The sequence below is a fragment of the Acidovorax sp. 107 genome, assembly GCF_003058055.1.
Taxonomy (GTDB): domain Bacteria; phylum Pseudomonadota; class Gammaproteobacteria; order Burkholderiales; family Burkholderiaceae_C; genus Acidovorax.
In genome coordinates this window covers 648,004-672,086 of sequence record NZ_QBTZ01000001.1, presented here as the reverse complement: position 1 = coordinate 672,086, position 24,083 = coordinate 648,004, and the positions used below count along the sequence as shown (strand labels likewise).

At 67.5% G+C, this 24,083-nt stretch carries 20 protein-coding genes; 8 read left to right on the top strand and 12 right to left on the bottom strand.

What is annotated here, in order from left to right:
* Positions 1 to 104: 104 nt before the first annotated feature.
* Complete coding sequence (locus tag C8C99_RS03215; RefSeq protein ID WP_108624941.1) at positions 105 to 998, bottom strand: MipA/OmpV family protein; 894 nt, start codon at positions 996 to 998, stop codon at positions 105 to 107.
* Positions 999 to 1,008: 10 nt separating this feature from the next.
* Complete coding sequence (locus C8C99_RS03210) at positions 1,009 to 1,833, bottom strand: undecaprenyl-diphosphate phosphatase (protein ID WP_056639687.1); 825 nt, start codon at positions 1,831 to 1,833, stop codon at positions 1,009 to 1,011.
* A gap of 216 nt (positions 1,834 to 2,049) precedes the next feature.
* On the opposite strand from C8C99_RS03210, the gene C8C99_RS03205 reads away from it, so the two are divergent.
* The 8 genes from C8C99_RS03205 to C8C99_RS03170 all read left to right on the top strand — a co-directional run bounded on the left by C8C99_RS03205 (position 2,050) and on the right by C8C99_RS03170 (position 7,485).
* Positions 2,050 to 2,460: a DUF2306 domain-containing protein gene (locus C8C99_RS03205; RefSeq protein ID WP_108624940.1), complete on the top strand. Its 411-nt coding sequence runs from the start codon at positions 2,050 to 2,052 to the stop codon at positions 2,458 to 2,460.
* A gap of 46 nt (positions 2,461 to 2,506) precedes the next feature.
* Entirely contained in the window at positions 2,507 to 3,076 is a 570-nt protein-coding gene (locus tag C8C99_RS03200; RefSeq protein ID WP_108624939.1) for a DUF6622 family protein, read from the top strand.
* A 35-nt stretch (positions 3,077 to 3,111) separates the two neighbouring features.
* The gene (locus C8C99_RS03195) at positions 3,112 to 3,405 is read left to right on the top strand and encodes a 2TM domain-containing protein (RefSeq protein WP_108624938.1); all 294 of its coding nucleotides are present in this window, start codon (positions 3,112 to 3,114) and stop codon (positions 3,403 to 3,405) included.
* A gap of 37 nt (positions 3,406 to 3,442) precedes the next feature.
* Positions 3,443 to 4,519, top strand: coding sequence for an alpha/beta hydrolase family protein (locus C8C99_RS03190; protein WP_369866997.1), 1,077 nt, complete (start codon positions 3,443 to 3,445; stop codon positions 4,517 to 4,519).
* A gap of 57 nt (positions 4,520 to 4,576) precedes the next feature.
* Positions 4,577 to 4,867 carry a 2TM domain-containing protein gene (locus tag C8C99_RS03185; RefSeq protein ID WP_108627021.1) on the top strand — a complete coding sequence of 97 codons (291 nt, stop codon included), beginning with the start codon at positions 4,577 to 4,579 and terminating at the stop codon, positions 4,865 to 4,867.
* Positions 4,864 to 5,952: a sensor histidine kinase gene (locus C8C99_RS03180; RefSeq protein WP_108624936.1), complete on the top strand. Its 1,089-nt coding sequence runs from the start codon at positions 4,864 to 4,866 to the stop codon at positions 5,950 to 5,952. The genes C8C99_RS03185 and C8C99_RS03180 overlap by 4 nt, the downstream gene beginning before the upstream one ends.
* A complete protein-coding gene (locus C8C99_RS03175; RefSeq protein ID WP_108624935.1) occupies positions 5,949 to 6,824 on the top strand; it encodes a LytTR family DNA-binding domain-containing protein in 876 nt (291 codons plus the stop codon). Before C8C99_RS03180 ends, C8C99_RS03175 begins: the two co-directional genes overlap by 4 nt.
* 331 nt (positions 6,825 to 7,155) lie before the next feature.
* Positions 7,156 to 7,485, top strand: a complete 330-nt coding sequence (locus tag C8C99_RS03170; protein ID WP_056639389.1) for a c-type cytochrome — start codon at positions 7,156 to 7,158, stop codon at positions 7,483 to 7,485.
* Positions 7,486 to 7,829: 344 nt separating this feature from the next.
* Here the strand turns inward: C8C99_RS03170 and C8C99_RS03165 are convergent, their stop codons facing one another.
* From C8C99_RS03165 to C8C99_RS03115, 10 genes are all read right to left on the bottom strand, one after another.
* Positions 7,830 to 9,299: an efflux transporter outer membrane subunit gene (locus C8C99_RS03165; protein ID WP_056639391.1), complete on the bottom strand. Its 1,470-nt coding sequence runs from the start codon at positions 9,297 to 9,299 to the stop codon at positions 7,830 to 7,832.
* Entirely contained in the window at positions 9,296 to 12,469 is a 3,174-nt protein-coding gene (locus C8C99_RS03160) for an efflux RND transporter permease subunit (protein ID WP_108624934.1), read from the bottom strand. Before C8C99_RS03160 ends, C8C99_RS03165 begins: the two co-directional genes overlap by 4 nt.
* Before the next feature lie 844 nt (positions 12,470 to 13,313).
* On the bottom strand, positions 13,314 to 16,424 hold the full coding sequence (locus tag C8C99_RS03150) for an MdtB/MuxB family multidrug efflux RND transporter permease subunit (RefSeq protein ID WP_108624933.1): 3,111 nt from the start codon (positions 16,422 to 16,424) through the stop codon (positions 13,314 to 13,316).
* Positions 16,425 to 16,478: 54 nt separating this feature from the next.
* Positions 16,479 to 18,263, bottom strand: coding sequence for an MdtA/MuxA family multidrug efflux RND transporter periplasmic adaptor subunit (locus tag C8C99_RS03145; protein ID WP_108624932.1), 1,785 nt, complete (start codon positions 18,261 to 18,263; stop codon positions 16,479 to 16,481).
* Positions 18,264 to 18,413: 150 nt separating this feature from the next.
* A complete protein-coding gene (locus tag C8C99_RS03140; RefSeq protein ID WP_108624931.1) occupies positions 18,414 to 19,055 on the bottom strand; it encodes a LysE family translocator in 642 nt (213 codons plus the stop codon).
* A 130-nt stretch (positions 19,056 to 19,185) separates the two neighbouring features.
* Entirely contained in the window at positions 19,186 to 19,815 is a 630-nt protein-coding gene (locus C8C99_RS03135) for an ATP-binding cassette domain-containing protein (protein WP_108624930.1), read from the bottom strand.
* A gap of 30 nt (positions 19,816 to 19,845) precedes the next feature.
* Entirely contained in the window at positions 19,846 to 20,763 is a 918-nt protein-coding gene (locus C8C99_RS03130) for an EamA family transporter (RefSeq protein WP_108624929.1), read from the bottom strand.
* Complete coding sequence (locus C8C99_RS03125) at positions 20,760 to 21,770, bottom strand: SDR family oxidoreductase (protein WP_108624928.1); 1,011 nt, start codon at positions 21,768 to 21,770, stop codon at positions 20,760 to 20,762. The genes C8C99_RS03130 and C8C99_RS03125 overlap by 4 nt, the downstream gene beginning before the upstream one ends.
* Complete coding sequence (locus C8C99_RS03120; RefSeq protein ID WP_108624927.1) at positions 21,767 to 22,702, bottom strand: bile acid:sodium symporter family protein; 936 nt, start codon at positions 22,700 to 22,702, stop codon at positions 21,767 to 21,769. The genes C8C99_RS03125 and C8C99_RS03120 overlap by 4 nt, the downstream gene beginning before the upstream one ends.
* 4 nt (positions 22,703 to 22,706) lie before the next feature.
* Positions 22,707 to 24,056 (bottom strand): NAD(P)/FAD-dependent oxidoreductase, encoded by a 1,350-nt coding sequence (locus C8C99_RS03115; RefSeq protein WP_108624926.1) that lies wholly within the window; start codon positions 24,054 to 24,056, stop codon positions 22,707 to 22,709.
* Positions 24,057 to 24,083 lie beyond the last annotated feature (27 nt).

Below are 24,083 nucleotides of genomic sequence, written 5' to 3'. Positions count from 1 at the left end.
CAGCACAAGGTGCGACCGCCTGGGCGTAACTGTCTGTGAGCGGCAGCTTAGCACTTTCGCCAGACATGCCCGCCACCGGTCCACCGATGCCGCGGGGGACGGGCCTAGCGGCAGCAGCGGTAGGCCAGCCCCACCGATACCGAATAGCCCACCGGCTGCACGGTCAGCGGACTGCGGCGCGCATCGCCCTGCAACTGGGACACCCGGGCCGCGCCCAGCACCACCCAGTGCCGGTTGAGCGCCGTCATCACCTCCACCCCGGCATCCACGCTGTACAAGCCACCACGCGGCTCGAACGCGGGCAAGGGGCTGCTGCCGCCGGCTGGCACGCCAAAATGCCCGCGCAGGTAGGTGCGGTCGCCAAAGCTGGCGCCCGCCCCGAAGCTGACCTTGGTCTGCTCCGTCACCGGCCAGGTGTAGCCAATGCTCGTGGACCACTGCGCGCCGCCGTCGCGGCCCAGGATGTCTTGCGAGACCCCGGCGCCTACCGCCCAGCGGTCGGTGATGGCATAGCCTGCACTGAGCCGCGCCCGCAGCGTGGAGCGCACCGACGGCAGCCCCACCAGAATGGGTGCGTCCGACCCATCACGCCCCTTGTCAATGCGCAAGGCCGCGCTCAGGCTGAAGCGGTCGCTCTGCGCCAGCGTGGCGCTGGCGCCGGACTCGCGGGGCCCCAGGCCATGGCCCATGAAGGCGCTGCCGCGCGAGGTGCTCAGGCGAAACCGACCGTACTCGATGGCCCAGGCGGGACGCAGGCTGTTCTTGCGGCCATCGCCCCCCGCATAGTCGGGGCTGCTGCCCACGATGGCGCCGATTGCGTAGTTGAACTTGGGTGCTGCTGCCTGCTGAGCCTCTGCCTTGTCGGACACAGCGGTTTCCGTGCCGGCGGTCTCCGGCAATACCTGGGCGCCTGCCCAGGGGCTGACGCACCCGCAGGCGATCACCAGGGCCCGCAAGGGGAACAAGGGAGATGAGATCCAGGCGGTAGTGCAGCGCATGGCCTGATTATCAGTCGGCCCACTGCACCCAGCCAGTCCATGCCGTGGCCAAAACGATGATGCCGAACACGATGCGGTAGTAGGCAAACGGCACAAAGCTGTGGGTACTGATGTAGCGCAACAACCAGCGCACGCACAGCCAGGCGCTGAGAAAGGAGAACACCAGCCCGGTGGCGAACAGTGGAATATCGGCAGCCGACAGCAGCGCGCGCTCCTTGTACAGGCTGTACACCCCGGCGCCGATCAGCGTGGGGATGGCCAGGAAGAACGAAAAATCAGTGGCCGCCTGGCGCGACAGGCCCAGCAGCATGCCGCCGATGATGGTCGCACCGCTGCGGCTGGTGCCCGGAATCATGGCCAGGCACTGCACCAGGCCGACCTTGAGGGCATCCAGCGGTGTCATCGCGTCCACGCTGTGGATGCGGGTGGCCGACGGCGGGCGCCGCTCGGCCCACAGGATGATGAAGCCGCCAATGATGAAGGTGCTGGCCACCACCACGGGCGTGAACAGGTGCGCCTTGATGGCCTTGCCAAACAGCAGGCCCAGCACCACGGCCGGTACGAAGGCGATGAACACGTTGAGCGCAAAACGCTGCGCCTGGCGCTCGGTGGGCAAGGCCACCAGGGTGGACCGGATCTTGGCCCAGTACACCAGGATCACCGCAAAGATCGCGCCCGTCTGGATGGCAATGTCGAACACCTTGGCCTTGGCATCGTCAAACCCCAGCAACGACCCGGCCAGGATCAGGTGCCCGGTGGAAGAGATGGGCAAAAACTCCGTCAACCCCTCGACGACCCCCATGATGGCGGCCTTGACCAGCAATACAACGTCCACGCGCACTCCTTGCAAATAGGTGCGGGATTATCCGCCGAGGGCTCCAGGCCCCTCGCAAAACCGCCCCCAAGCTGCATTCGGCGGCCAAATTCGCCCACCACTCACTCCGCGTGGCTGCATCTCACGCCCGGTTGGCTGCATTTCGTCGCAGGGCTGTGGCGCCCTGGGAAGGGCATCGGCACAGTTCGTTCCATCGAACCCGCCAGGAGCCCCGCCATGCAGATCACCCCCGTCATCGCCATCCACATGGCCGCCGCGCTGGCCGCCGTCGCCATCGGCCCCATCGCCCTGTGGGCCCGCCAGGGCGCCACGCAGCGCCCCCGCCTGCACCGTGCCGCCGGGTACGCCTGGGTCACGCTGATGGTGGCCACCGCCGTGTCGGCCCTCTTCATCACGGGTGGCGGCGGCCCGCGCTGGGGCACCTTTGGGCTCATCCACTTGCTGATCCCGGTCACGCTGGGCATGTTGGTGATGGCCTTCGTCTACCTGGCCCGCCGCAATGTCGTGGGCCACCGCAAGTTGATGCAACGGACTTACCTCGGCGCCTGCGTGGTCGCCGGGGGCTTCACGCTGCTGCCCGAACGCTTCCTGGGCCATACGGTCTGGTCCGCACTGGGACTGATCTGACCCCTTCACCACCCGTTCTCACCCCTTGTTCACAGGACGAATCACCATGCTGCTCAACCTCCTTGTCCAACAACCCCAGATGCTGGGTCGCATCATCGAAAACACGCCCTACTGGGTCTGGGCCCTGCTGGCCGGGCTCCTCTGGCTGGGCGGCAGCCAGCTGGTGGCCCGCAACGTGGGCCTCGTGCGGGCCATGGTCATGCCGGCGGCGATGATCGGTCTGTCGGTGTATGGCATTGCCTCGGCCTTTGGGAGCACGGGGCAGGCCCTGCTGCCGGTGGCTGCCTGGCTGGTGGCCGCCGTGTTCATTGCCAGCGTGGCGCTGTGGCTGCAACCCGCCGCGCCCCAGGGCACGCTGTACGAGGGCACGTCGCGCTGCTTCTACATTCCCGGCAGCGCCATGCCCCTGGCACTGATCCTGGGCATCTTCCTCACCAAATACCTTGTGGGCGTGGAGCTGGCCCTGCAACCCGCACTGGCCCGCGACAGCGGCTTTGCATTGCAGATCGCAGCGCTGTATGGCGTGTTCAACGGTCTGTTTGCAGCGCGCTCGCTGCGGCTGTGGAAGCTGGTGCAACGCAGCGCCCCCCTGGCCACAACGCCCGCCACCGCCTGAGCCCCCATAACCATCCCTCTGCACAGGAGCATCCCATGCGCAACCACACACTCACAACCGACCCCATCGAACGCCTTGCCCGCCGCCGTGCCGGGGCCAAAATGGGCTGGTACATCCATGCCAGCGTGTACCTCCTCGTCAACCTGCTGCTGGTTGCCCTGTCGGTGGGCAGCGGGCGGCACTGGGCGGTATTCCCCGCCATGGGCTGGGGCATTGGCCTGGCCATCCATGGCGTGGTGGTGTTCTTTCTTGCGGGCGGCAGCAACCTGCACGAGCGCATGGTGCAGGCAGAGCGTGATCGCCTGGCGGCTGCGCAAAACCCCCGCTGATCGGCTGACGATGACTCCTAACTACAAAAATACGGCCATGACAAAAACCTGGATGGCCTGGTGCCTGGCCTTGCTGGCCGCTGCGGTCATCACGGCGAGCCCTGCCCATGCGGGCGTGGGCCTCGCAGAGTTGCCCGGGCAGCAGGGCGACGGCCCCGTCACGGTGTTCTACCCCGCACAAGAAGCCGACCAGCCCGTGCAGCGCGGCCCCTTTGCGCTGCAGCTGGCCTGGCAGGGCACACCCGTGCCGGGCAACGGCCGGCTGGTGGTGGTGTCGCACGGCTCGGGCGGGAGCCCCTGGGTGCACACCGACCTGGCCCGTGCGCTGGTGCAGGCCGGGTTCGTGGTGGCCTTGCCCGAGCATGCCGGCGACAACTACAAAGACACCTCCACCCCGGGCCCGGAGAGCTGGAAGCGCCGCCCCGCCGAAGTCTCCAGGGCAGTGGACGCCGTGGCGCACGATGCGCGCCTGGCGCCCCTGCTGGCGCTGGACAAAGTGGGCGTGTTTGGCGGCTCGGCCGGGGGCCATACCGCCCTGGTGTTTGCCGGGGGGCAATGGTCGCCCGCCCGCTTCAAGCAACACTGCGAGGCCCATCTGGCGGAGGATTTCTCGTCCTGCGTCGGCTTCACCACCCGCCTGCACGGCAACTGGCTGGACGGCATCAAGAAGGCCGTGGCCATCACCATCATCCGCCACCGCTTTGGCGACGAGACGCTGTATGCACACACCGACCCGCGCGTGGCGGCCACGGTGGCCGTGGTGCCGTTTGCAGCCGACTTCGACATGGGCAGCCTGGCCACCCCGCGCACCGCGCTGGGGCTCATCACCGCGGGCAAGGACGTGAACCAGATCCCACGCTTTCACAGCAGTGCCGTGCTGGCCGCGTGCCAGGACCGCTGCACGCACATTGCCGACCTGCCCGACGGCAGCCACGGCATCATGCTGTCGCCCATGCCGCCGCTGGACCGCATGAACGACCTGACCCGTGAGCTGCTGGGCGACCCGCCCGGCTTTGACCGCAGCGTGCTGCCGCAGGTGGACGCGAGCACTGTGGCGTTCTTTGCCAAGCACCTGCAGCCACTGCAGCCGCTGTCCCCTTCGCCCCGCCCCTGACAGTGCCCCAGCGGGCGCGCTTTCGTGCCCATTGAGCCGCCTAGAATGCAAAGCGCCATGCCCATGCCCCCCGAAGACCTCGACCGACTCGCCCGCCGCCGCGCCAACGCCAAGCTGGGCTGGTACGTTCATGCACTGGCCTTCGTGCTGGTCAACGCCCTCATCTTTGCCATGTCACGCTATGCGTTTGGCACACGCCCATGGTCGGTGTACCCGCTGCTGGGCTGGGGGCTGGGGCTGGTGTTGCACGGGGTGTCGGTGTTTTTGCTCGGCTCCGGCAGCGGCCTGCGCGAGCGCATGGTGCAGCGCGAGCGCGAAGCCTTGCAGCGCCGCCAAGACTGGCCATGAAGCTGCGCCGCGAGTTCAACGGGGTCAGCAAGCTGCGGCACTACCTGCAGGTGGTGGCCTTCACACTGGTCGTGGCCACCATCCAATGCACGTTCATGCCCGACAAGCCCTACGGGCCGCCGGTGGTGTATTCGGTGTTGATCGGCACCTTCACCTGGGCCATCATCGACCTGGGGCGGGAGCTGATACCGTCCGCCGCCGAAACGGGCTGGCCGCAGGGCTGGCAGGGCATTGCGCTGGTGATGGTGGGCATCGTCGTGGGCTACCTCGCAGGCACCTTGCTGGCCGACACGCTGTGCGTGCACTACTTTCACTTCTACCCGGCGGGCTCGTTGATCTCCGGCGCCGACCAGCGCACGTCCATCCTCATCACGGCCATTGCGGGGCTGGTGGGCACGTTCTACTTCTACGCGGTCAACAAGTCGGCGTACCTGGAAGGCAAGATGGCCGAGGCGCGCATGCACGCCAGTGAATCGCGCCTGAAGCTGCTGGAGACACAGCTGGAACCCCACATGCTGTTCAACACCCTGGCCAACCTGCGCGTGCTCATCGGCACCGACCCGACCCGGGCGCAGCACATGCTGGACCGCATGATTGCCTACCTGCGCGCCACGCTCAGCGCATCGCGCAGCACCCAGCACCCGCTGGCCCTGGAGTTTGAGCGCCTGCGCGACTACCTGGAGCTGATGGCCGTGCGCATGGGGCCGCGCCTGGCCTACACCCTGGACCTGCCCGATGCCCTGCGCGATGTGCCGGTGCCGCCCCTGCTGCTGCAGCCGCTGGTGGAGAACGCCATCCGCCACGGGCTGGAGCCCCAGGTAGAAGGCGGCCACATCACCGTGCGTGCAAGCACCCAGGAGAGCCCCCACGGCCCATTGCTGGTCATCGAGGTCCAAGACACCGGGGCGGGCCTACCCGCCACCCTGCCCACCCCAGGCCCCGGCCAGAGCTTTGGCCTGGCCCAGGTGCGCGAACGCCTGGCCACGCTGCACGGTCCCGCAGGCGCTCTTGAATTGATAGCTGTTCAGCCAAGCGGCACTAGCGCTACCGTCACTTTTCCCTTGAAATCTGCCGACACACCATGACAGAGCCCGTGCCACGCGCCCTGATTGCCGAAGATGAACCGCTGCTGGCCGCCGCCCTGCAGCAGGACCTGGCCCGCGTGTGGCCAGAGCTGCAAATGGTGGCCGTGGTGGGCGACGGCCGCTCGGCGGTGCGGCAGGCGCTGGCCTTACGGCCGGACGTGCTGTTTTTCGACATCCGCATGCCCGGCCAGAGCGGCATCGAGGCGGCCGCCGAGCTGGCCGATGCATGGCCAGATGACCTGCCCTTTCCGGCGCTGGTGTTTGCCACCGCCTACGACCAGTACGCCGTGCAGGCGTTCGAAGCCCAGGCGGTGGACTACCTGCTCAAGCCCATCCAGGCCGACCGGCTGGCCCGCACCGTGGCCAAGGTGCAGGGCCTGCTGGCGCAGCGCGCTTCAGCCGTTGCAGCTACTGGCGCAGCGCCCGCCGCACCGTCGGCGGCGTTGCCCTCGCCCGAACTCGAAGCCACCATGGCCCAGTTGCGCGCGCTGCTGGGCGCGCCCGGCGTGGGCACTGCGCCCGCCGCCGCGCCTGCTGCTGCCGCCACGCGGCTGAGCGTGATCCAGGCCAGCCACGGCACGCAGATCCACATGGTGCCGGTGGGTGAAGTGGTGTATTTCGAGGCGGCCGACAAGTACGTGCGCGTGCTCACCGCCGAGCGTGAATACCTGATCCGCACCGCGCTCAAGGAGCTGATCGAACAGCTCGACCCCCAGGAGTTCTGGCAGGTGCACCGCAGCACCCTGGTGCGCGCCACGGCCATTGCCACCGTCACGCGCGACGAGGCGGGCAAGCAGCACCTGAGCCTGCGCGGGCGGCCCGAGCGGCTGCCGGTGAGCCGCATGTACGCACACCTGTTCAGGGCCATGTAGGGATACCGCGATCGACCGGAGTGTGGATTGGCCCTGGGTGGGGGCGCCGCCGGAGCCCGCTGATCTTCGGCGCGGCGGAACTGACGGCTGTCACCCACCATTTGGCACTCACAAATCCGGGTCCATTGATCGAAATCAAACCTGCCCGCCACTTGCATGTTAGCGTGCAAGTACCTGTTAACGATCTCCCAGAATTCGCGCAGCAGTCTCTGCGGGGATGGAATGCGCGGCGCAGGCCGCCTGCCAAAGCCACTCCCCGAAGGGTTGGAGCGCAACCCCTGCGAGATCGTGAACAGGTTCTGAACGGCATTTCGCCATCGAGGGGATAAAGATGAACAAGTTATCTGGTTCCATTCTGATTGGCGTGCTCATGGTGAGTGCGCCGGCCTTCGCCAACTCCAAGCTCGTCAAGGAAAAGCAGTGTCTGCAGTGCCACGCGGTCAGCAAAGACACGATAGGCCCATCTTTCAAGCACATCGCCAAACTCTGGAAGGGCAACCACGACGCTGAAAAATCGCTGACCGCGACCATTCAGAAAGGCACGACAGACGGCGGCGGGCAGCACTGGGAAATGAAGGCCAAGATGCCCGATGGCTCGGAACGCCCCCCGATCAGCGATGCCGAAGCCAAGCAGATCTACAAGTGGATCATGCGCCAGTGACTAGCTCTGCGAGCACCAGGAGACAGTCGCCACCACGCCCCCGGGCCTCGTAGATCGGGGGCACTTGCCCGCTGCCCCGTGGGCGCCCGGGAATAGGTTCGCCAGCCAGTGGATGGGCTGCGCCGGCTTGGCCCAGATGCCACGACTCCTTGTGATGGCGCTGGATGCATGGGCCAGGCATGCACAGTGAGCTGACCACGCCGATCAAAGTGGACGGTGGCAGCGCCTTTGGTTTGCAGGCGCCACGACGCGATCCGCAGAGCGCTGGGGCCCATTTCGCGACCGCTGCTTGTTGGGGTTCAACGTGCACCATCGCCCTTGGGTCGATTTGCGACGGCTGTGGCCTACCCTTCCTCCACCTCCCAGCGGCCCGCCACGTTCTTCAGCAGCGCGTTCACCGCCGTCAGGCGGCGGCTCTTCACGTCGATCAGGCTGCGCTGCGATGACAGCACGGTGGTCTGGGCGGCCAGCACATTCAGGTAGCCCACGGTGCCCGCACGGTACTGGTTCTCCACCACGTCCAGCGCACGCTGGGCGGCGGCGGTGGCCTCGCGCTGCAGTTGTTCCTCCTGCGCCAGCGCGGCGGCGGCCGTGAGGTTGTCCTCCACCTCCTGCAGCGCGGTCAGCACCGTCTGGCGGTAGGCGGCCGTGACCTGCGCGTGGTTGGCACGGGCGGTCTCTACCGCAGCACTGCGCGCACCGCCGTCAAAAATCGACGCCGCGAGCGCCGGCCCCAGCGACCAGAACAGGTTGGGCGCGCTGAACAGCTCCGCCAGCGGCGCCCCCCGGTATCCGCCCGCTGCCGACAGCGTGAGCGTGGGGAAATACGCCGCGCGCGCCACGCCGATCTGCGCGTTGGCCGCCGCCACGCGGCGTTCGGCAGCGGCGATATCGGGGCGGCGCTGCAGCAGGTCGGACGGCAGGGCCTGGGGCACATCGGCCGGTGCGGGCAGCGCGGCGGTGGGCTCCAGCGCAAAGGCAGCAGGCGCCTGCCCCAGCAACGCTGCCAGCGCGTGCTCCAGCTGGCTGCGCGTGGTTTGGGCCTCCAGCAGCTGCACCTGGGTGGACTTGTACTGCGCCTCGGCCTGCGCCACATCGGCGCTGGAGGCCACACCGGCCGCCTGGCGGTTGCGCGTCAGCTCCCAGCTGCGGTCGTAGGCCTTGAGCGTCTCGCCCAGCAGCGCCGCCTGGGCCTCGGCCGCGCGCAGTGAAAAATACGTCTGCGCCACGGCCGCCTGCAGCGACAGCCGCGCAGCGGCCAGGTCGTCGGCACTGGCCTGAGCACTGGCCTGCGCGGCACTCACCCCGGCGGAGATGCGCCCCCACAGGTCCAGCTCCCAGCTGGCGGTGAGGCCCAGCGAATGGCTGGTACTGATGCGCGCGGTGCTGCTGCCATCGCCCTGATTACTCAGCTGCGTGCCGCTGCGCGCACGGCTGCTGCTGGCATTGGCCCCCACGGTGGGCAAGGCGGCCGCGCTACTGCTGGTCACGGCCGCCTGGGCCGCGCGCAGGCGGGCGGCGCTTTGCGCCAGGGTGGGGCTGTTGGCCTCGGCCTGTTGCTGCAGGCGGTCCAGCACAGCGTCGCCGTACACGGTCCACCAGGTCTCGGGCAAAGCGGTGGAGGCCTGCGGCTGCGCGGGCTTCCAGATGCCCTGGGCCTGGGCGGCAGCCTGCTCTTTGTAGGCGGCCGGAATGTCCATGGTGGGCCGCTCATACGGCGGCGTCTGCGCGCAGCCCGCCAGCCACAGGCCGCTGGCCAGCAACGCAGGCCCGGCCGTCCGGCTAGCCAGGCGAGAAAAAGTGAAAGAGGTCATCCGTCGTTTCCTTGCAATACCACCGGGGCCGCGGGCATGGCGCCCGCTGGCTTGCGGCGCCGCTGCACGGCACGCAGCACGCGCGCACGCAGCCGGTCGAGCGCCACATAGACCACCGGCGTGGTGTAGAGCGTGAGCCACTGGCTCACCAGCAGGCCACCCACAATCGCAATACCCAGCGGCTGCCGCAGCTCGGCCCCATCGCCCCGCCCGAGGGCCAGTGGCAAGGCCCCAAAGATAGCGGCCACGGTGGTCATCAGAATGGGGCGCAGCCGCAGGTTGCATGCGCGGTAGATGGCCTGCGCTGCGGTGACGGGCGCCCTGCCCGGCTCGCCCTGCTGTCGTTGCCGCGTGAGGGCAAAGTCGATCATCATGATCGCGTTCTTCTTCACGATGCCGATCAGCAGAATCACGCCAATGAGTGCGATGAGCGAGAACTCGGTCTTGAACAGCATGAGCGCCAGCAAAGCGCCCACGCCCGCAGACGGCAGCGTGGACAGGATGGTGATGGGGTGCACCAGGCTCTCGTACAACATGCCCAGCACCAGGTAGATGGTGATGATGGCTGCCAGGATCAGCAGCGGCTGGCCCGCCAGTGCGTCCTGAAACGCCCCCGCCGTGCCGCTGAACGAGCCGCGCACCGACACCGGCACGCCCAACTCAGCCACCGCGTTGTTCACCGCCTCGGTGGCCTGCGACAGCGACACCCCCGGCGCCAGGCTGAAGCTGATGCTGCTGGCGGGCGTGCCCCGGTCGTGGTTGACCGACAGCGGCGTGTTGGTGGTGGTGATGCGCGCAAACGCCGTGAGCGGAATCTGCTGCCCCTGGCTGTTGACGAAGAAGAAGCCGCGCAGCGTCTCGGGGTTCTGCAGGTAGCGCGGCGCAGCCTCCATCACCACGCGGTACTGGTTGAGCGGGTTGTAGATCACGCCCACCTGGCGCTGGCCAAAGGCGTTGTTGAGCGTGGCGTCGATCTGCGCCATGGTCAAGCCCAGGCGCGTGACGGCATCGCGGTCGATGACCAGCGAGGTCTGCAGTCCAAAGTCCTGCACGTCGCTGTTCACGTCCTCCAGCTCGGGCAGCTGGCTCAGCACCTGGCGGATGCGCGGCTCCCAGGTGCGCAGGTCGCCAATGTCGTCGGCCTGCAGGGTGTAGTCGAAGAATGCACCGCTCTGCCGCCCACCAATGCGGATGTCGCGCTGCGGCACCAGGAACAGGCGCGCGCCCGGCTCGTTCTTGAGTTGCTCGCGCAGCCGCGTTATCACGGCCTCGGAACTCTCCTGCCCCGGCCCGCGCTTGAGGGTCATGAACATCTGCGCCGCATTGCGCTGCCAGCCCCCTGTGAAGCCGGTTACGTGTTCCACGGCCGGATCGGCCTGCACGATGGACAGGAAACGCTGCAGCCGCTGCTCCATGGCCTGGTAGGACGTGGCCTGGTCGGCTCGGATGAAGCCCGAGATGCGCCCGGTGTCCTGCTCGGGCATGAATCCCTTGTCGATGGCGGTGTAGAGGTACACGTTGAGCCCCACCACACACGCCAGCGCCAGCAAGGCCACGGGCTGGTGGCGCAGGCACCAGGCCAGGCTGCGGCGGTACAGGCGCATGCCTCGCACCTGGATACGCTCCACCCAGCGACCAAGCCGATGGCTGAAGGCCCCCACCCAGCCCCGGCGCTGCGCCGGTGCCGGGCTGTGGGGCTTGAGCAGTGCCGCGCACATCATGGGCGTGGTGGTGAGCGACACCACCATCGACACCAGGATGGCCGAGGACATGACGATGGCGAACTCGCGGAAAAACCGCCCCACGATGCCGCCCATGAACAAGATGGGCACGAACACCGCAATCAGCGAGATGCTCATCGACACCACGGTGAAGCCGATCTCGCGCGCTCCGTCGAGAGACGCCCTCAGCGCGGTCTTGCCCCGTTCCATGTGGCGCATGATGTTCTCCAGCACCACGATGGCGTCGTCCACCACAAAACCCGTGGCCACGGTGAGCGCCATCAGCGAGAGGTTGTCGAGCGTGTAGCCCGCCAGGTACATCACGCCAAACGTGCCGGCCAGCGACACCGGCACCGCCACGCTGGGGATGAGCGTGGCGCGCCCGTTGCGCAAGAAGAGAAACACCACCAGCACCACCAGCGCCACCGCAATCAGCAGCGCACGCTCCACCTCCTTGACCGACGCGCGCAGCGTGGGCGTGCGGTCGGACACCACCTCGATGTCGATGGCCGCCGGGATGGACGCCTGCAGCGCGGGCAGCAGCGAGCGCACGCGCTCCACGGCCTCCAGAATGTTGGCGCCGGGCTGCTTGTACACCTGCAGCAGCACGGCCGGCTTGCCGTTGGCCACGCCGAAGTTGCGCACGTCCTGCACCGAGTCCACCACGTCGGCCACGTCCTGCAGGCGCACGGCCTGCCCGTTCTTCCAGCGCAGCACCAGCGGGGCATAGTCGGCCGCCACACGGGCCTGGTCGTTGGTGGCCACCTGCCAGTAGTGGTCCTCCCGCTCCACCGCACCCAGGGGCCGGTTGGCGTTGGTGCTGACGATGGCGCTGCGCACCTGTTCCAGCGAGATGCCGTTGGACGCGAGCCGCACCGGGTCCAGCTCCACCCGCACGGCGGGCAGCGCGCCGCCGCTCACCGTGGCCTGGCCGACGCCCTCGACCTGCGAGAGCTTTTGCGCGAGCACGGTGGAGGCCGCGTCGTACATCTGTCCGCGGGTGAGCAGGTCCGACGTGAGTGCCAGGATCATGATGGGCGAGTCGGCCGGGTTGACCTTGCGGTAGGTCGGGTTGCTGGGCATGCCCGTGGGCAGCAGCGTGCGTGCGGCGTTGATGGCAGCCTGCACATCGCGCGCGGCGCTGTCTACGTTGCGGTCCAGGTCGAACTGCAGCGTGATGGAGGTGCTGCCCAAGATGGAGCGCGAGGTGATCTCGGTGACGCCCGCAATCGCGCCCAGCGACCGTTCCAGCGGCGTGGCGACGGTGGCGGCCATGGTGTCGGGGCTGGCCCCGGGCAGGCTGGCGCTGACCGAGATGGTGGGGTAGTCCACCTGCGGCAGCGGGGCCACGGGCAGCAGGAAGAACGACACGGCACCCGCCAGGGCCAGGCCCAGGGTGAGGAGCATGGTGCCGATGGGGCGGTGGATGAAGGGGGTGGAGAGGCTCATGGGTGGGCTCTCCGGGTGGTTTTGGGGTGTTTTTGGCTGGATGCGCTAGTGGGATATGCGCTCGCTGCTATTGTTTTTGTAGTTTCTGGCCGCGTGCGCTGATTGGGCAGCATGCCTTGGTCGAGGGCGGAGGCCGGGAGTCGCCCGGCAGGCGAGGCACTTTTCTTTGCTTCGCCAAAGAAAAGTACCCAAAAGAAAGGCGACCCCACTGTCTGCGTCCCCTGCGCTTCGCTTCGGGGCAACCTGCGGTGCTCGGGTTTGGCGGGGTCTCGCTCGAACTCGCTTCGCTCAGACAATCGCGAGCCCTGATCCGCCAAACCCTGCGCTCCTCGGCGCATCCAGAGGGGCAAGGGGAACCAAACATCCACACGGGCCTTTGCTTCGCTCGGCCCAGCTTGCGCAGCGCGTGGCGCTTGCGCCCGCGAGACGAGGCCGAGCGCAGCAATGGCCCGAATGGATGTTGGCTGTTCGGCGGTCCCACCCCTGCTGGCTGCGCCTGCGGCGGGGCGGTTGCGGGGTGAGCATGGGCGTCGGAGCGCCCATGCTTCGTGAGCTGACTCGCCGTGGCTGTCTGAGCGGCGCGCGCAGCGCAAAGCGAGTTCCACGGCGCGCCCCGCAACCGCCCCGCCGCAGGTTTGCCCCTTCGCACCGCGAAGGGGTCGCAGACTGGGGGTCGCCTTTCTTTTGGGTACTTTTCTTTGGCGAAGCAAAGAAAAGTACCTCGCCCGCCGGGGCGACTCCCGGCCTCCGCCCTGAACCCAAGCACGCGTGTCAAACCAGCACGCCAAAGCTTCAACAGGCTCAGCCCGAACGGCCAGCGACCAAGCGAGGTTCATAGAAGCCATCACGCCACCTCACCGTGCCGCCCACGCCACCGCTGCGCCCACCCCTCAAACGTGAGGTAAATCACCGGCGTCGTAAACAGCGTGAGCAACTGACTCAGGATCAGCCCTCCCACCATCGTCACCCCCAGCGGATGCCGCAGCTCACTGCCCACCCCTGTCCCAAGCATCATCGGCAACGCCCCCAGCAAAGCCGCCAACGTCGTCATCAAGATGGGCCGGAACCGCAGCAGACACGCCTGATAAATCGCATCACGCGCACTCAGGCCTTCGTCCCGCTGCGCCTCCAGCGCAAAGTCGATCATCATGATCGCGTTCTTCTTCACGATGCCGATCAGCAGCACGATGCCGATGATGGCAATGATGTCCAGGTCCAGCCGCGCCGCCATCAAAGCCAGTAGTGCGCCCACCCCGGCCGATGGCAGCGTGGACAAGATCGTGACCGGATGCACCGTGCTCTCGTACAACACGCCCAGCACGATGTACATGGTGACCACCGCCGCCAGAATCAGCAGCAGCGTGTTCGACAACGACGCCTGGAACGCCAGCGCCGCGCCCTGGAAGCTCGTCTCCACCGACAGCGGCAACTGCCCCTCAGCCTGCACGGCCGCCTTCTCGCGCTCGATGGCGGCCACGGCGTTGCCCAGCGACACGCCAGGCGCGGTGTTGAACGAAATCGTCGCAGCAGGCAACTGGCCCACATGGTTGACCACCAGCGGCATGTTGCGCTCCTCGATGCGCGCCACCGACGACAGCGGTACCGGCGCCCCCACGCTGGAGGGCACATAAATGCTCTGCAGCGCCTCGGGCCCCACCTTGAACTGCGGCGCCACCTCCAGCACCACGCGGTACTGGTTGGACTGGGTGAAGATGGTCGAGATCAGCCGCTGGCCAAAGGCGTTGTACAGCGCTGCATCAATGCCCGCCACCGTCACGCCCAGCCGGCTGGCCTGGGCGCGGTCGATCTGCACATAGGCCTGGCGTCCCTGGTCCTGCAGGTCGCTGGCCACATCGGTCAGCTCGGGCAAGGCGCGCAGACGGCGCAGCAGCTCGGTGGTGCTGGTGGTCAGCTGCTGCATGTCGGGCGACGACAGCAGCCACTGGTATTGGGTGCGTGCCACACGGTCTTCAATGGTCAGGTCCTGCACCGGCTGGATGAACAGGCGGATGCCCGGCAGGTTCTGCACACGCTCGGCCAGACGCTGCTGCACCACATCGGCCTTGTCGCGGTCTGCATGGGGTTGCAGGTCGATCAACAGACGGCCGGTGTTGAGCGTGGTGTTCGCGCCATCAACACCAATGAACGACGACACACTGCGCACGGCCGGGTCTTGCAGCAGCCGCTCAGCCACGGCCTGCTGGCGCTCGGCCATGCCGGCAAACGAGATCGACTGGTCGGCCTCGGTGGTGGCCTGCAGCGTGCCGGTGTCCTGCACCGGAAAGAAGCCCTTGGGAATGAACAGGTACAGCACCACGGTGAGCGCCAGCGTGGCCGCAAACACCAGCCAAGTGGTGCCCCGGTGGTTCAGCACCCAGCCCAGCATGCGGCCATAGCCCGCAATGGTGCGGTCGAAGAAATGACCCGTGACGCGGTACAGGCGGCCGTGGCTCTCTTCGGGCGTGTGGCGCAGCAGGCGCGCGCACAGCATGGGGGTGAGCGTGAGCGACACCACGGCCGAGATCAGGATGGACACGGCCAGCGTGATGGCGAACTCGTGGAACAGCCGCCCCACCACATCGCCCATGAACAGCAGCGGGATCAGCACGGCAATCAGCGATATGGTGAGCGAGATGATGGTGAAGCCGATCTGCTGCGAGCCCTTGAGCGCAGCCGCGAGCGGTGCCTCGCCCTCTTCCACATAGCGGGCAATGTTTTCGATCATCACGATGGCATCGTCCACCACAAAACCGGTGGAGATGGTCAGCGCCATCAGCGTGAGGTTGTTGATGGAGAAGCCCGCGAGGTACATCACGCCGCAGGTGCCGATGAGCGACAGCGGCACGGCCACGCTCGGGATCAGCGTGGCCGAGGGGCTGCGCAGGAACACAAAGATCACTGCCACCACCAGCAGCACGGCAAGGCCCAGCTCCACCTGCATGTCGCGCACCGAGGCGCGCACCGTCACCGTGCGGTCGGTCAGCACCTGCACATCCAGCGACGCGGGCAAGGTGCTTTGCAGCTGCGGCAGCAGGGCCTTGATGCGGTCCACCGTGTCGATCACGTTGGCGCCGGGCTGGCGGCGGATGTTGAGGATCACGCCGGGCTTGGCGCCCGTGTCAGCCGTGCCCGCCCAGGCGGCGAGGCGGGTGTTCTCCGCATCGTCCACCGTTTCGGCCACGTCCTTCAGGCGCACGGGGGCGCCATTCTTGAAGGCGATGATGAGGTCGCGGTATTCAGCCGCCGACTGCAGCTGGTCGTTGGCATCGATGGTGGATGCACGGGCCGGGCCGTCAAAGCCGCCCTTGGCCTGCTTGACGTTGGCGGCGGCGATGGAAGTGCGCACGTCCTCCAGCGTGAGGCCCAGCTGCGCCAGCGCCGTGGGGTTGGCCTGGATGCGCACGGCCGGGCGGCGCCCGCCCGCAATCGCAACCAGGCCCACGCCCTGCACCTGCGACAGCTTGGGTGCCAGGCGGTTTTCTACCAAGTCGTTCACGCGGATCACGGGCAGCGAGGGCGAGGTGATGGCCAGCGTGAGGATGGGCGCATCGGCCGGGTTGACCTTGCTGTACAGCGGCGGCATGGGCAGGTCGCTGGGCAGCAGGTTGCTGCCCGCGTTGATGGCCGCCTGCACCTGCTGCTCGGCCACATCCAGCGCCATGTCGAGCGCAAAACGCAGCGTGATCACCGAGGCCCCGCCCGAGCTGGTGGACGACATTTGCGACAGCCCCGGCATCTGGCCGAACTGCCGCTCCAGCGGCGCGGTGACGTTGGAGGTCATCACGTCCGGGCTCGCGCCCGGGTACAGCGTGGTGACCTGGATGGTGGGGTAGTCCACCTCGGGCAGGGCCGAGGTGGGCAGCAGCCGGTAGGCCATCAGCCCCGCGATCAGGATCGCCACCATCAGCAGCGCGGTGGCGATGGGGCGCAGGATGAAAAGGCGCGACAGGTTCATGGCGACGGGTGCGCTGGCAAAACAGGCAGGGGAGAAACCGGGGTGCCGCTGCGCTCAGCGCGCCGGGCTGGCCGCGCCACCGGGGGACGGCGGTTGCTGCTGCAGCCGCTCGCGGATATAGGCACGGCGCTCCTCCTGCGGCATTGCCATCACGCGGGCGCGCTCGTCGGCGGGCATCTGGTCTAGCAGTGCCTTCACCTGCGGAGGGATGCCCCTTGGGGGTTCCACGGCGCGGTCTGCAGGCGCTGCGGGGGATGCAGACGGTGCAGGCGGCGCCGCACCTGGGGAGGCTTGCGGTGCAGCAGCGCGGGCTGGTGCTTCACTGCGCTGCTGTCGTGGCGCTGCAGAGGCCTGCGGAGCAGACGCCGGGGCAGCAGCGGGAACACCCACACCTGACGCGGAAGATGCAGCAGCAGAGGCCGCCGACGCTGAAGCCGCTGTGCCGCCTGCACCCATCTGTGCCCGCCGCTCGCGCAGAAAAGCGCGGCGCTCTTCGGGGCTCATCTTCTGCAGCTTTTCACGCACATCAGGCGGCAGCGATGCGATGAAGGCACGGCGCTGTGCGGCTTGGTCCTGCGCCGCCTGGTCGGCACGGGTGACGGCACCAGCATCGATGACGGCGACCTTGGCGCCTTCGCGCAGGCGGTCGATGCCGTCCGTGACCACTTGCTCGCCCTCGCGCAGCTCGCCTTCGACGCTCACGCGGTCGCCGTCGGTCACACCCACGCGGATGCGGCGCTGGGTCACGGTGCTGTCTTCCTGCACCAAGTAGACGTAATTGTTCTGCACGGCCGTGGCCGGCACGGTCAGCGCGCCCTGGAGCAGGTTGACCTGCAGGCGCACGTTGACGAACTGGTTGGGGTACAGGGCGCCGTCTTCATTGGCAAAAGCGGCCTTCACCTTGATGGTGCCGGTGGCGCTGTCTATGGCGTTGTCCAGCGCCACTACGCGGCCCTTGGCCAACTGGCGGCGGCTATCGCGGTCCCACAGCTCCACGGGCAGTTCCTCGCCAGCGGCCATGCGGCGGCGCATCTGGGGCAGGTGCGCCTCGGGCACGGAGAACGCTGCATCGATGGGCCGCACCTGATTGATGGTGACGATGCCGTTCGCATCGCTGGGCCCCACCACATTGCCCTTGTCGGCCTGGCGCAGGCCCAGCCGGCCCGCAAAGGGCGCGGTGACCTGGGTGTAGCTCAGTTGCAGGCGCGCGGCATCGACCTGTGCCTGGTCGGATGCCACGGTACCCTCCAGCTGGCGCACCAGTGCGGCCTGGGTGTCCACCTGCTGGCTGGCGATGGAGTCGCGCGCCAGCAGGTCCTGATAACGCTTGAGGTCGAGCTGCGCATTCTTGAGCAGCGCCTGGTCGCGCTGCAGCGTGCCCTGGGCCTGCGACAGCGCAGCCTGGTAGCTGCGTGCATCGATCTCGGCCAGCAACTGGCCAGCACGCACCTCGTCGCCTTCCTTGAAGCGCACCGACGTCAGCTCGCCGCTGACCTTGGCGCGCACCACGGCCGTGGCGCGGGCGCTCATGGTGCCGATGGCACTCACCACCACCCGCACATCGCCCCGCTGCACGGTACCTACCGACACGGGCTGCATGTTGCCGCCGCCAAAGCGCCCGGGGCCGCCGCCCGGCCTGCGCGCCGCGTTCGGGCCCGTGGCGGAACCGCCAGTGGTGGCAGCGGCTGCTGCATCCTGGCGCTGCTTCCACCACCAGGCACCACCTCCCACCGCCGCCAGCGCAATGGCGGCCATCAACAACGCGGAGGTCCAACGCAGCTTGCCAGACTGCAATCTTGCGGGCCTCTGTGGACGGGCAAACGAACGGTTCAGGGGCATGGTGGGGCGCAACCAGGAATGAGCGAAGGGGTATGGTAGCCAGCGCATCCCCCGGGGCTGCCGTCCGGCAGACCCCCTTTACCGGGGATTTACGCGCGCTTTGGGCGGGGTTTACCGATGTATCGGCTCAGCCCCGCCAGGGGGTCGAAATCAGCGGTTGGTGGCCAGCAGAAGGCCGCCAGCCCCCATGAAGAAACCGCCCGTGGCCTTGTTCAGCCGAGCCACACCGCGCGAGGTGCGGATGAATCGGCGGATCTGGCGCCCGAAGCTGGCGTACACAGCGGTCGACACGAATTCGCTGCCCAGATAGATGGAGCCGAGCACCAGAAACTGGCGCGCTGCAGGCTGCGCGGGGTCGATGAACTGCGGAAAGATCGCCGCAAACAGGATGATGGCTTTGGGGTTGGTGATGCCCAGCAGAAACTCCTGGGTGATGAGCGCACGCAGAGAGAACTGCGCCGGTTGGCCCGATGCCGGGGCACCGCCGGGCGCATCATCCAGTGCCAGGCCGCTGAACTCGCGGCTGTGCCAGGCCTTCCAGCCCAGCCAGAACAGGTAGGCGGCGCCCACCCACTTCACCGCCGTGAATGCTGCCTCGGACGCCAGCAGCATCGCGCCCAGCCCCACCGCAGACACGGTCAGAAAAATGGCAAAGGCCGCTGCGCGGCCCACCGTGGCGATCAGCGCGGGGCCCACACCCGCACGGATGCCGTTGTTGAGGCCACAAAAATTGTTGGGCCCGGGGGTGAGCGAGATGGCGATGGCAACTGGAACAAATAGCAGCGCATCCATGGGGCGGTCCTTGCAGGGTGAGGCGTGAGTGAGAGGAAACGGTCAGCTCTGCAGTCTACGGCAGACCTTGCCTACAGAATCGCCACCGGGACACATGCCCCCAAGGCGCCCTCGACCACCTGACAAAACCTCACAATCGCTCCAGGTCCAGCACCGAACCCCAGGGCACATCGGGCAGTGCTTCGTAGTGCGCCACCACGGTCAGGCGGTCTGATCGGGCCGCCTGGGACGCCAGGGCCTGCGCGAGGTAGCGGGCAGAGGGCTTGTCCAGCCCGCCCACCGGCTCGTCGATCAAGGTCAGCGGTGCACTCGACGCCAAGGCCCCAGCCATGAGCACCTTGCGCTTGCTACCGGTAGACAGGGCGTAGAAGGGCTTGTCCAGATGCTCGTGCAGGCTGAACCCGTCGATGTGTTCCACCAAGCCTGCCGCATCCCACTGGGGGTAGCGCGCGGGCAGGCTGTCGAGCCAACCCCGGGCCGTGAGCGGGTCCCACTCGCTGGATCGCGGGTCCGCCCAGAAGACCAGTGATGCCGAGATCTTGGCGGCTTCTTTCAGTTCCACCCCCTGCAGCGTGATGCTGCCAGCCTGCGCTGTCAGCTCGCCAGCCAGCACACGCAGCAGCGTGGTTTTGCCGGTGCTTTCATCACCTCGCACCAAAGCCAGACCCGGGGGCCATGACAGCGACAGGTTGTCCAGCACCGCACACTCTGGGTACGCAAACCGCAGCCCTTTCACCCACAAAAACGCGCTCTCAGCCACCCTGCCTCCTCGATGCGGAAAGCGGCCATTCTAGGAAGCTGTGGCACGGCGGGCCCACCACAAGCCTCCCACCTGGTTCACCACCAGCCCGCAGAGCACTGCGGCCGCACCCGCCCACTGCAGGGGCGCAGGCGTTTCACCCAGAAAGGCATAGGCCGCCCACAGCCCCACCACCGGCACCAGCAGCGAAAACGGCGTGACCCGGCCCGCCGCATGGCGTTGCAGCAGCTGCGTCCACAGCGTGTAGGCCAGCAGTGTGGCCAGAAAGGCCAGGTAGGCCACGGCCAGCAAACCCGTGCCATTCAAAGACTGCAGCTGTGCCCACACGGCGGCGGAGCCATCGCTCCACAACGCAAGCGCAAAAAACGGCCCAATGGGCACCACACAGCTCCACACGATGAACGGAAACGGCGCATACGCCCCGGCCTGCGCCGCGCGGCGTGCCACCAGGTTGGACACCGCCCACATGAACGCTGCCCCCAGGGTGAGCACAAACCCCGCCAGCGTCATCTGGCCCGGCCCCTCGCCATGCGCGAGGCCGATGGTCATCAAGCCGCCGAACGCCAGCAACAGCCCCCCCCACTGCCAGGGCTTGGCGCGCTCCCCCAGCAACGGCGCAGCCAGCAGCAAGGTGAAGAACGCCTGGGTCTGCATCACCACCGACGCCATGCCCGCCGTCATGCCCAGTTGCAGCCCCAGAAACAGAAAGCCGAACTGCCCCAGTCCCTGCGCCAGCCCATAGCCCACCACAAAGCGCCACGGCAAGGCCGGGCGCGGCACGACGAGCAAAAAGGGCAGCGATGCCGCCGTAAAGCGCAGCGCGCCCAGCAGCATGGGGCTCAGGCCCTGTAGGCCGAGCTTCATCACCACAAAATTCAGCCCCCAGATGACCACCACCGCCAGGGCACGCAACAGGTCGCCACGGCTCAAGGCCACTGGCGCATTCATGCGGCCGCCACCGCAGCGCCCGCGGCCACCGGACGGCCCTGCCGCGCCCGGGCAGCGACAAAGGCCTCGAACGCCTGGACGCTGGTCTTGCCTGGCAAATAGCCCAGCACCTCCTTGAGGGCCGTGTTCAACAGCACCGGTCGGTAGCGCAAAAAGTCGAGCTGCTCAGGGCCGTAGCGGCTCACACCGAGCGCGGAGCCCACGGCCAGCGCCGTGCGCAGCAGCCCGGCAGGCAGCTGCAGCACGGGCTTGCCCAGGCGCCGGGCGATCTCGCGCAAGGGCAAGGCACCATCGCCCGCCAGGTTGAAGCAGCCCGCCCGCTGCGTGCGCAGCGCATGCAGGATGGCACCGGTCACGTCTTCGTCCCAGATGAAAACAAACGGGCTCTCGCTGCCCCGGATGGCCAGCAGGCGCGGCTTTTCAAACAAGGCCGTGATCTGGTTGTCCACCCGCTCACCCAGGATGGTGCCGATGCGCAGTACCGTCTGCGCCAGCGCCGGATGCTGCGTGCGGTATTGCGCCAGCATCTCTTCCACCAGCCGCTTGTGGTGTGAATAGGCAAACACCTCGTTGCCCCGCAGCGCGTCGGTCTCGCGCAGCCACGCGGGGTTGTCGGCGTGGTAGCCGTACGCCGCGCCGCTGGAGCTGACGACCAGTTGCTTCACGCCGGTGGCTACACAGGCATCCAGCACGTTCTGGCTGCCCAGCACGTCCACCGAATATTCAAACTCGCGGCTGGAGCCCTTGCCGGGCGTGACGATGGACGCCAGGTGCACCACGCTGTCGATGGCGTGGTCCGCCAGCGTCTGCGCCAGACCGGGGTCGCGCACGTCCTGCACCCAGTAGGTCACACCGGGCAGGCGGCGCTCGGCGGGCACATCGCGCACATCGGTCGCCACAATGGTCCCGGCCCCTTCACTTGCCAGCGCGGCCATCACGCTACGGCCCAGAAAGCCGTCTGCGCCGGTGACCAGAATCCGGCGATTTCCCCACTCCATGCTGGTCATGTCCGCTGCTCCGGGAGGGTGCCGGCCGGCGGTATCTGCGCAGGCCTGCGCCCCCACCAGCTCGCCAGAGTCAGCCCCGCGATGATGTCCCAGAAGCCCCACACGCCCGCCACCACGGCCATACCGCCCAGCCCGCCAAAGAAGCTGAAGATCAACACCAGGCCCAGGCCCGCATTGCGGATGCCGACCTCGATGCTCACGGCGCGCCGGTCGTAGTCGGGCAAGCCGCTGAGCCGCGCGCAGGCGTAGCCGGTGCCGAAGGCCAGCGCATCGTGCAGCGCCACGGCCAGCAGCACCAGGCCCACGTAGTCGAGGAAGTAGCGCCAGTTGCCCGCCACCGCGCCCACGATGAAGCCGATGAGGCACAGAAAGCTGAGGATGCGCACCGGCTTGTTCACGCGCTGTGTGAGGCGCGGCAGCTTTTCGGCACACAGGATGCCCAGCACAAAGGGCAGCCCGATGATCACCACGATGTGCCCCGCCATCTCCAGCGGGTCGAGCGCAATGCTGCGCAGCAGCGGCGCCGCCGTGGGGTGCATGCCGCCCCAGAAGGCAAAGTTGAGCGGCATGAGCACGATGGCCAGCGCATTGGAGATGGCCGTCATCGACACCGATAGCGCCACATTGCCTCCCGCCCGGTGCGTGAGGATGTTGCTCACATTGCCGGGAGGGCAGCAAGCCACCAGGATCATGCCCAGCGCAATGCTGGGCCCGGGCTTGAGCAGCAGCGTGAGCGCAAAGGTCACCGCAGGCAGCACGATGAACTGCGCGGCAATGCCCACCGCCATGGCACCCGGCATGCGCAGCACGCGCTTGAAGTCGGCCACGCGCGTATCCAGCGCAATGCCGAACATGAGAAAACCCAGCACCACATTGAGCACCACCAGCGACGCGGGGTTGAAGTTGAGGCGTATTTCGTCCACAGGCAGCATGGCGTCAGTCCTTTGCGGCGAGGGCTGCAGCAGCAGCGCGCACCGCGTTGCGGTAGGTGTCCTTGTGCACGTAGTACGCCATGCGTTCGAGCTGGAGGTACTTGAAGCCACCCGACAGATCGGGCGGCGGCCCGGCCTTGGCCTGGCGCAGGGCCTCGGCGCGCGGCGAGCCCTCGGCCTGCGCCTTGAAGAAGCGCGCCACCAGCTCGGCCTGCTCATGGCGGCCCTGCCAGCCGATGCCGCTGGCTTCGATCATGCCCATCACGGCCAGGTTGTCGAACCGGGGTGACAGGATGTTGAGGTAGAGCTGCGGTGCCATGCCCTGCCAGTTGAGCAGGCTGTGGTCGATGAAGGGGTAGTGCAGCTTGTACCCGGTGGCGCAGAGCACCAGATCGTAGTCCTGCGCGCTGCCGTCCTTGAAGTGCACCGTGTGGCCTTCAAAACGCGCGATGTCGGGTTTGACGTGGATGTCGCCATGGCCCAGGTGGTGCAGCACCAGCGAGTTGACCACCGGGTGCGACTCGTACATCTTGTAGTCGGGCTTGGGCAGGCCAAAGCGCGCAGGGTCACCGGTGAACCATTGCAGCACCACGCTGTCCACTTTCTGCTTGAGCCAGGGCGGCATCTTGAACTTGCCGCCCAGCGTGTCTGCAGGCTTGCCGAACACATACTTGGGCACGAAGTAGTAGCCGCGCCGCACCGAGATATCCACGCTGCGCGCGTAGTGCACCGCGTCCACCGCAATGTCGCAGCCCGAGTTGCCAGCGCCCACCACCAGCACGCGCTTGCCCTTGAACAGCTCGGCACTCTTGTAGGCGCTGGTGTGCAGCAGCTCCCCGTCAAAGTGCCCGTCAAAGCGCGGCATGCTGGGTTCGGCCAGCGTGCCGTTGGCAATGACCACGCCCTTGAACTCTGCGGTTTGCGCGGGGCCACCGTGCTGCGTCCACGTCACGCGCCACAGCGGCGCGGCGCCCTCGCCCACCGGTTCGACCCGGAGCACGCGCGTGCCAAACCAGAAGTGCTGGCGCAGGCCAAAGTGCTCTGCAAAATCGAAGAAATACTGGCGCATGTCCCGGTGGCTTGGGTAGTCAGCCACCTCGGGGCGCATGGGGAACTCGGTGAACTCCGTGGTGTGCTTGCTGGAGATCAGGTGTGCCGACTCATAGACGGTGCTGCGCGGGTTGTCGATGTTCCACAGCCCGCCCACATCGGTGTGCGCTTCAAAGCCCTGAAAAAGCACGCCCAGCTTCTGCAGGTTGCGCGCGGCAGCCAGCCCGCTGGGGCCGGCGCCGATGAGGGCGATGTGACCGCGCAGGTCCTGTGCGGCGGGCGTTGCAGGGCTTGTCTCCGGCATCGTTGTTGTTGTTGTCGTCATTCGCTT

What these genes read in the sequence shown, in the direction of transcription:
- C8C99_RS03190 (WP_369866997.1), top strand. Translation starts at nt 3,443, where the DNA reads ATGACAAAAACCTGGATGGCCTGGTGCCTGGCCTTGCTGGCCGCTGCG.
- C8C99_RS03125 (WP_108624928.1), bottom strand. Translation starts at nt 21,770, where the DNA reads ATGACCAGCATGGAGTGGGGAAATCGCCGGATTCTGGTCACCGGCGCA.
- C8C99_RS03160 (WP_108624934.1), bottom strand. Translation starts at nt 12,469, where the DNA reads ATGAGCCTCTCCACCCCCTTCATCCACCGCCCCATCGGCACCATGCTC.
- C8C99_RS03205 (WP_108624940.1), top strand. Translation starts at nt 2,050, where the DNA reads ATGCAGATCACCCCCGTCATCGCCATCCACATGGCCGCCGCGCTGGCC.
- C8C99_RS03120 (WP_108624927.1), bottom strand. Translation starts at nt 22,702, where the DNA reads ATGCTGCCTGTGGACGAAATACGCCTCAACTTCAACCCCGCGTCGCTG.
- C8C99_RS03215 (WP_108624941.1), bottom strand. Translation starts at nt 998, where the DNA reads ATGCGCTGCACTACCGCCTGGATCTCATCTCCCTTGTTCCCCTTGCGG.
- C8C99_RS03200 (WP_108624939.1), top strand. Translation starts at nt 2,507, where the DNA reads ATGCTGCTCAACCTCCTTGTCCAACAACCCCAGATGCTGGGTCGCATC.
- C8C99_RS03185 (WP_108627021.1), top strand. Translation starts at nt 4,577, where the DNA reads ATGCCCATGCCCCCCGAAGACCTCGACCGACTCGCCCGCCGCCGCGCC.
- C8C99_RS03150 (WP_108624933.1), bottom strand. Translation starts at nt 16,424, where the DNA reads ATGAACCTGTCGCGCCTTTTCATCCTGCGCCCCATCGCCACCGCGCTG.
- C8C99_RS03195 (WP_108624938.1), top strand. Translation starts at nt 3,112, where the DNA reads ATGCGCAACCACACACTCACAACCGACCCCATCGAACGCCTTGCCCGC.
- C8C99_RS03130 (WP_108624929.1), bottom strand. Translation starts at nt 20,763, where the DNA reads ATGAATGCGCCAGTGGCCTTGAGCCGTGGCGACCTGTTGCGTGCCCTG.
- C8C99_RS03180 (WP_108624936.1), top strand. Translation starts at nt 4,864, where the DNA reads ATGAAGCTGCGCCGCGAGTTCAACGGGGTCAGCAAGCTGCGGCACTAC.
- C8C99_RS03170 (WP_056639389.1), top strand. Translation starts at nt 7,156, where the DNA reads ATGAACAAGTTATCTGGTTCCATTCTGATTGGCGTGCTCATGGTGAGT.
- C8C99_RS03115 (WP_108624926.1), bottom strand. Translation starts at nt 24,056, where the DNA reads ATGCCGGAGACAAGCCCTGCAACGCCCGCCGCACAGGACCTGCGCGGT.
- C8C99_RS03165 (WP_056639391.1), bottom strand. Translation starts at nt 9,299, where the DNA reads ATGACCTCTTTCACTTTTTCTCGCCTGGCTAGCCGGACGGCCGGGCCT.
- C8C99_RS03145 (WP_108624932.1), bottom strand. Translation starts at nt 18,263, where the DNA reads ATGCCCCTGAACCGTTCGTTTGCCCGTCCACAGAGGCCCGCAAGATTG.
- C8C99_RS03175 (WP_108624935.1), top strand. Translation starts at nt 5,949, where the DNA reads ATGACAGAGCCCGTGCCACGCGCCCTGATTGCCGAAGATGAACCGCTG.
- C8C99_RS03140 (WP_108624931.1), bottom strand. Translation starts at nt 19,055, where the DNA reads ATGGATGCGCTGCTATTTGTTCCAGTTGCCATCGCCATCTCGCTCACC.